This window comes from Aestuariivirga sp. (assembly GCF_044239095.1).
Classification (GTDB): Bacteria; Pseudomonadota; Alphaproteobacteria; order Rhizobiales; family Aestuariivirgaceae; genus Aestuariivirga.
In genome coordinates this window covers 1-5,674 of the sequence record NZ_JBIICB010000271.1, presented here as the reverse complement: position 1 = coordinate 5,674, position 5,674 = coordinate 1, and the positions used below count along the sequence as shown (strand labels likewise).

The 5,674-nt window shown below is 62.6% G+C and carries 7 protein-coding genes; 3 read left to right on the top strand and 4 right to left on the bottom strand.

What is annotated here, in order from left to right; genetic code table 11:
- Positions 1 to 473 (bottom strand): amino acid permease (locus ACILRA_RS18785; RefSeq protein ID WP_395663593.1); only part of this gene is annotated, 473 nt, incomplete at its 3' end.
- Positions 474 to 785: 312 nt separating this feature from the next.
- On the opposite strand from ACILRA_RS18785, the gene ACILRA_RS18780 reads away from it, so the two are divergent.
- On the top strand, positions 786 to 2,330 hold the full coding sequence (locus tag ACILRA_RS18780) for a trimethylamine methyltransferase family protein (RefSeq protein WP_395663592.1): 1,545 nt from the start codon (positions 786 to 788) through the stop codon (positions 2,328 to 2,330).
- 9 nt (positions 2,331 to 2,339) lie between these two features.
- On the opposite strand, the gene ACILRA_RS18775 is transcribed toward ACILRA_RS18780, so the two are convergent.
- From ACILRA_RS18775 to mscL, 3 genes are all read right to left on the bottom strand, one after another.
- The gene (locus ACILRA_RS18775) at positions 2,340 to 2,636 is read right to left on the bottom strand and encodes a hypothetical protein (protein ID WP_395663591.1); all 297 of its coding nucleotides are present in this window, start codon (positions 2,634 to 2,636) and stop codon (positions 2,340 to 2,342) included.
- Positions 2,633 to 3,004: a DUF4112 domain-containing protein gene (locus ACILRA_RS18770; protein ID WP_395663590.1), complete on the bottom strand. Its 372-nt coding sequence runs from the start codon at positions 3,002 to 3,004 to the stop codon at positions 2,633 to 2,635. The genes ACILRA_RS18775 and ACILRA_RS18770 overlap by 4 nt, the downstream gene beginning before the upstream one ends.
- Positions 3,005 to 3,467: 463 nt before the next feature.
- The gene (gene mscL / locus ACILRA_RS18765) at positions 3,468 to 3,887 is read right to left on the bottom strand and encodes a large conductance mechanosensitive channel protein MscL (protein WP_395663589.1); all 420 of its coding nucleotides are present in this window, start codon (positions 3,885 to 3,887) and stop codon (positions 3,468 to 3,470) included.
- Positions 3,888 to 4,006: 119 nt separating this feature from the next.
- Between mscL and pip the strand changes: the two genes are divergently transcribed.
- The gene (gene pip / locus ACILRA_RS18760) at positions 4,007 to 4,972 is read left to right on the top strand and encodes a prolyl aminopeptidase (protein ID WP_395663588.1); all 966 of its coding nucleotides are present in this window, start codon (positions 4,007 to 4,009) and stop codon (positions 4,970 to 4,972) included.
- A 107-nt stretch (positions 4,973 to 5,079) separates the two neighbouring features.
- A complete protein-coding gene (locus ACILRA_RS18755) occupies positions 5,080 to 5,217 on the top strand; it encodes a hypothetical protein (protein WP_395663587.1) in 138 nt (45 codons plus the stop codon).
- Positions 5,218 to 5,674 lie beyond the last annotated feature (457 nt).

The following is a 5,674-nucleotide window of genomic DNA, read 5'->3' as shown; positions in this document are numbered from 1 at the left end:
ACCTGCATGTCAGTGCCGGTGAAGAAGGTGGTCACCGTGCCGTCAGCCGCGGTGGTGCCGAACATCGGTGCGATGGCGCCGGCGAAGAAATAGGCCGTGCCGATGTTGATGGCGCCGAGCACCGTGATGAGGCCCAAAAGGTTCAGCCAGGCGGTGAGCCAGCCCCAGAACCGGTTGCCGAGGATCGAGGCCCAGTGATAGAGCCCGCCCGCCGTCGGGAAGGCGCTGGCGATCTGCGCCATGGCGAGGGCGAACATGCCTGAGACGATGCAGCCCGCGATCCAGCCGATGCCCGCCCCGGCGCCGCCGATCGACGAGATGGCCTGGGCGAAGGAATTGATGCCGCCCGACAGGATGCAGATGATCGAGAATGAAATCGCAAAATTCGAGAATTTCGACATGGAGCGGGAAAGTTCCTGCGCATAGCCCATGTCGTGGAGGATCTTTTTGTCCTCCGTAGAGTGCTCGGCCATAGTGAGTCTTCTCCCCCACGCCGTGGAGAAACCGGCGTGTTATCTTGTGTGAGCTGAATGGATCCCCGGCCTTGTGGCCTGTGGCACCCCTTTAATCCCCGTTGTTATTCTGTAACGAAAATTACAATCGGTCAACGCTGCGAAACTGAACGAAAAAACCGCGCCTGTGCAGCTTTTCGGATACAACTTGGGGTTACAGTCTGCCCGTTCACTCTTCTCCTGGAGAGATTTCACGCGGGTTTCGCAAAACCAGCGCTTGAACGGAGCCGCCCCGGTGCGCTCTATGGTGGCGACAGAGAAGGAACCTATGCCATGACGAGCACCACAACCCCGGTTCAGAACCGCCGCAGCGGTGGCGGACGCGAAGGCCGCCGCACGCTTCGTGCCGCGCCCATGGCCTCCTTCCCCACCCTCGTCCGCGAAATTCCCGTCTATAATCTGGTGCCCGACGAGGCGGTGGAGCTGATCCATGAGGAATCGCTCAGGATCCTCGAGGAGGTCGGCTGCGAATTCCGCGACGATGAGGCAATCGCCATGTGGACGGCGGCGGGGGCGGATGTTTCCGGCACACGCGTCAGGATCGACCGGGCGCTGCTGATGGACCTCGTCGCCAAGGTCCCCTCCGAATTCACGCTGAATGCCCGCAACCCGGAGCGTACGGTGAAGGTGGGCGGCAAGAACACCGTCTTCGTGCCCATGTATGGCGCGCCCTATGTGCGCGATCTCGACAACAACCGCCGCTACGGCTCACTTCAGGACCTCAATAACTTCCACAAGCTGGCCTACATGCTGCCGGCGCTGCATTCCTCGAGTTCCATCTGCTGCGAGCCGATGGAGATCCCGGTGCCGAAGCGCCACCTGCACATCATCCATTCCGCGCTGAAGCATTCGGACAAGCCCTTTATGGGAATCGTCACCTCGAAGGAGCGCGCCGAGGACGTGATGAAGATGGCGGGCATCGTGTTCGGCGATGATTATGTGAAGGACAACACGGTTCTCGTGTCCATCACCAACTGCAATTCGCCGCTGGTGTGGGATTCGACCATGCTGGATGCGATGCGCGTCTATGCCCGGCACAACCAGCCGCTGATCCTGGCGCCATTCGCGCTGTGCGGCGCCTCGACCGCCGCTTCCGCCGTGGGCGCGGTGGCCCAGGTCAACGCCGAGGCGCTGGCGGGCGTTGCCTTCACCCAGCTGGTGCGCCCCGGCTCACCGCAGATCTACGGCCAGTTCATGGTGACGGTGGACATGAAGACGGGCGCCCCCATGGGGGGCACGCCGGAGGCCGCGCAGATGATGTTCCTGATGGGCCAGCTGGCGCGGAAGTACCGGCTGCCGTGGCGCACCTCGGGCTTTCATGTCGGCTCCAAGCTCAACGATGCGCAGGCGGGCTATGAGTCGAACATGCTGATGCATGCGGCGATCCTGTCGGGCGCCAATTACATCTGGCACGTGGCGGGCTGGCTCGAGGCGGGCCTCGCCTGCGGCTATTCGAAATTCGTCACCGACGCGGAGCAGCTCGTCGGCTGGTACAAATATGCGGGCGGCCTCTCCTTTGCGGACTTCAAGGAGGCGATGGCGGCGGTGCGCGAGGTGGGGCCGGCCGGCCACTTCCTCGGCACCCAGCACACGCTGGAGCATTTCGAGAAGGCGTTCTTCATCCCCTCGATCATGGACTTCAACTCCTTCGAGCAGTGGCAGGCGGAGGGCGCCAAGGACCATGATACGCGCGGCCGCGAGAAGGCCCGCGCCATGCTCAACGCCTATGAGGAGCCGAAGCTGGACGAAGGCATTGCCGAGGGCCTCAAGGACTTCATCGCGCGGCGCGAGGAGCAGCTGCCGAACAATGTGAGCTGAGCGGGCTCCTCAGCGGGCGGCAAGGCTCTGCTTGAATCGCGGCACCAGCTTGGTGCCGATGAAGCCCAGCGCCAGCAGGACCAGCGACACGACGGCCCAGACCGCGATCACCAGCCATTCGCCAACCCCGGTTCCGGCCGAGGCGAGCCACGAGGCCCACTCGATCAGCAGCGGGTCTGCGGGCAGGAGGTCGGCGTTATTGGCAACCAGATTGCCGGCAACACTCACCAGGCCGTGGGTGATCCACGCAAGCAGCGACCACAGGCCGATGACGGCAGCCGTCAGAATCCAGATCAGGTTCTTCATTGATTGATCTCCCGCAGGTGCTGCCGCAGCAGTTCGAGGTTTCGCTGGTTGGCCTTGAAGCCCATGTCGAAGAGAAAGCCGACGACCGGAATGCCGCCCAGCACCGTATCGGCTGCGATGTTCAGCCCCATGCGGGTGAGCACGCGGGGCGGCGCCCCATAGCGTACCGCCTCGCCCACGACATAGACCGAGATACAGGCGCCGACGAGGGTGCCGACACCTGGAACAAGGCTCAGGACGCCGTCCGCGCCGATCGAGCGGTTCGTTCCCGGCACCTTGATCGCCGAATCCGAGAACCAGGCGAGCCACTCGAGGCGCTCCATGGTGCCACGCGGGGTGAGGTCGATGGTGATGGATGGACTGGTCATTGCGTCGTCATCTCCCAGATTGCGGCGCAAGCCTGCGCCTCCAAGGTGGAAGAGTCCGACATCGCGGTTGGTGAACCGCCAGAGGGGCCCGGACCCGTCGTCACATCATGTAGAGAGCGGGGACCACATCATCAAGTCTGCCGCTGGATAAAAAAGGGGTGAACGGCAGCAACCATGAACCGTTCACCCCGCATGGGCACCGGCCAGGCCGGACCCAAAGACGCAACGAGTGCTCTCGCTTGAGAATGGGAGGACCCAAGAAGACGTTTGCGCTGTCGAGACCCACGCAAGGGGTATGCCAAATGCCGGCATCCTTCAGGGAAGGCCTACAAAACAAGAGCTTGGGCGGATTTGCGACCCTGTCAGGCGGGGCTGATGTCTGCTGCAACGCACCAAAAGAAGAGCAGACGCCCAGAAAACATGCAGCCCGGGTGCAGGCACCCGGGCTGCAGAAACGTGCTCGTCAGGTGCTGGACCTGGCCTTCAGTGAATCACGGATTTCGGCCAGCAGTTCCTCGGACCGGCTGGGTGCCGGGGCCGGCGGCGGCGGTTCCGCCTTTTTCAGACGGTTGGCGACCTTCACCAGCTGGAACAGCACGAAGGCCACGATCAGGAAATTGACGACGATGGTGATGAAGGCGCCATAGCCCAGCACCGCGCCCTGCTTCTGGGCTTCCACCAGATTCGTGGCCGTGACGTTGCCGGACAGCGCCAGGAAGTAGTTGTCGAAGTTGAGCCCGCCCGTGACCGCTCCGATGATCGGCATGATGATCAGATTGACGATCCCGTCCACGATCCGGCTGAAAGCCGCCCCGATGATGACGCCGATCGCGAGGTCAAAGGCATTGCCCTTGAAGGCAAACGACTTGAATTCATTCCACATGAAGTGTTCCCCCTGTAAGTTCCCTGAAACCGGATAAACCGGAATCACAACCTTCACTTACCGGATCAGCCCATTCTTGGCAAAAGCCAGTTGGTCCGCTCTCAGGCGACCACAAGCACATGACGGACCGGCGCATGTTCTATCCCCCGCTGCAGCCCTTCAACCGCGGCAGGCTCAAAGTGTCCGCATTGCACGAGATCTATTTCGAGGAATGCGGAAACCCGCAGGGCAAGCCTGCAGTGGTGCTGCACGGCGGCCCGGGCGGCGGCATTTCGCCCTTCCTCCGGCAGATGCATGACCCGCAGGCCTATCGCATCGTGCTGTTCGACCAGCGCGGCTGCGGGCAATCGACCCCGCACGCCGCCATCGAGGAGAACACCACCTGGCATCTCGTCGATGACATGGAAGCGCTGCGCTGTCATCTCGGGATCGAGAGATGGCAGGTGGCAGGCGGCTCCTGGGGGTCCACCCTGGCGCTGGCCTATGCCGAGGCCCACCCCGGCCGCGTGACCGAACTGATCGTGCGCGGCATCTTCACCTTGCGCAGGAGCGAGATCCGCTGGTTCTACCAGCAGGGCGCGGATGCCCTATTCCCCGATGCCTGGGAGACCTTCCTCGCGCCGATCCCGCAGGCGGAACGCGACGATCTTCTGGCAGCCTACCACCGCCGCCTCACCGGGCCAGATCCCGTGGCGCAGCTGGACTGCGCGCGCGCATGGAGCCAGTGGGAAGGCGCCACCCTGTCGCTGCTGCCGGATGAAAAGCGCGTGGCCGAGTTCGGCCTGGACCGCTTCGCCCTGGCCTTTGCGCGGATCGAATGCCACTATTTCATGAACCACGGCTTCTTCCGCGAGGACGGACAGCTGCTGGCGCAAGCGCACCGGCTGAGCGCCATCCCCGGCGTGATCATCCAGGGTCGCTATGACGTGGTGACCCCGCCGGTTACCGCCTGGGACCTGCACAAGGCCTGGCCCGAGGCGGCGTTCATCATGGTGCCGGATGCGGGCCATACGGCCACCGAACCCGGGATCACCGATGCGCTTGTCCAGGCCACCGACCGCTTTCGATATGCAGAAAACGCATAACTGAGCAGGTGAGCGCGCAGCGGGACGGCTGCAAATCAATCACAATTCGACACCATATGAGCCGCAACGAAGAAACCCACTCCCTTGTTCAATTCGTGAGGCCCCCCATGATCGTCCTTTCCGCCATGCGCGACTTCGCCACTGGCCTGACCCGCGGCTTGGCATTGTTCCTGACCGAACGGCAGGACGTGACCGCGCGCACCCTGTCGCCGGCCCGCCACGGCAGGCCGCAACGCCTCAAGTAGAAATACTGCCGCCAACCAGTCTCGAAATCGTCGAAGCCTCCAAATCGCCACGGATCGCCCCCGTTCCAGCCGGGATTGGCTGCCAATCTGCTTATCAATCGGCATTGAGGGTTGGCTGGCTGTTTTCTGGCGCGGCTGGAATTCAAGTCCCTGCTTGCCCGCGTCGATGGACGCAAAACGCATTCGCATTGGTCTGCATGGCTCCTGTCGCCGTCCCGAGTCATGAAGGCCATGGGCCCGTTCGTACCCTGCCGGTGCGAACGGGCCACTTGTTTCTAGAGCATGATCCGCACAAGTGGAAACCACTTTTGCGAAAAGATCATGCTCAAGCCATTGATCTTGCGCGAGTTCTTTTCGACCAGGTGATTCCACCTGGTCGGAACGCGCGCTAGTGTCCTGATTCCGAAGTTTTTGTGATTTGATTTTGTCTGAGGCAGAAACGTTTGATGGCGGCGAG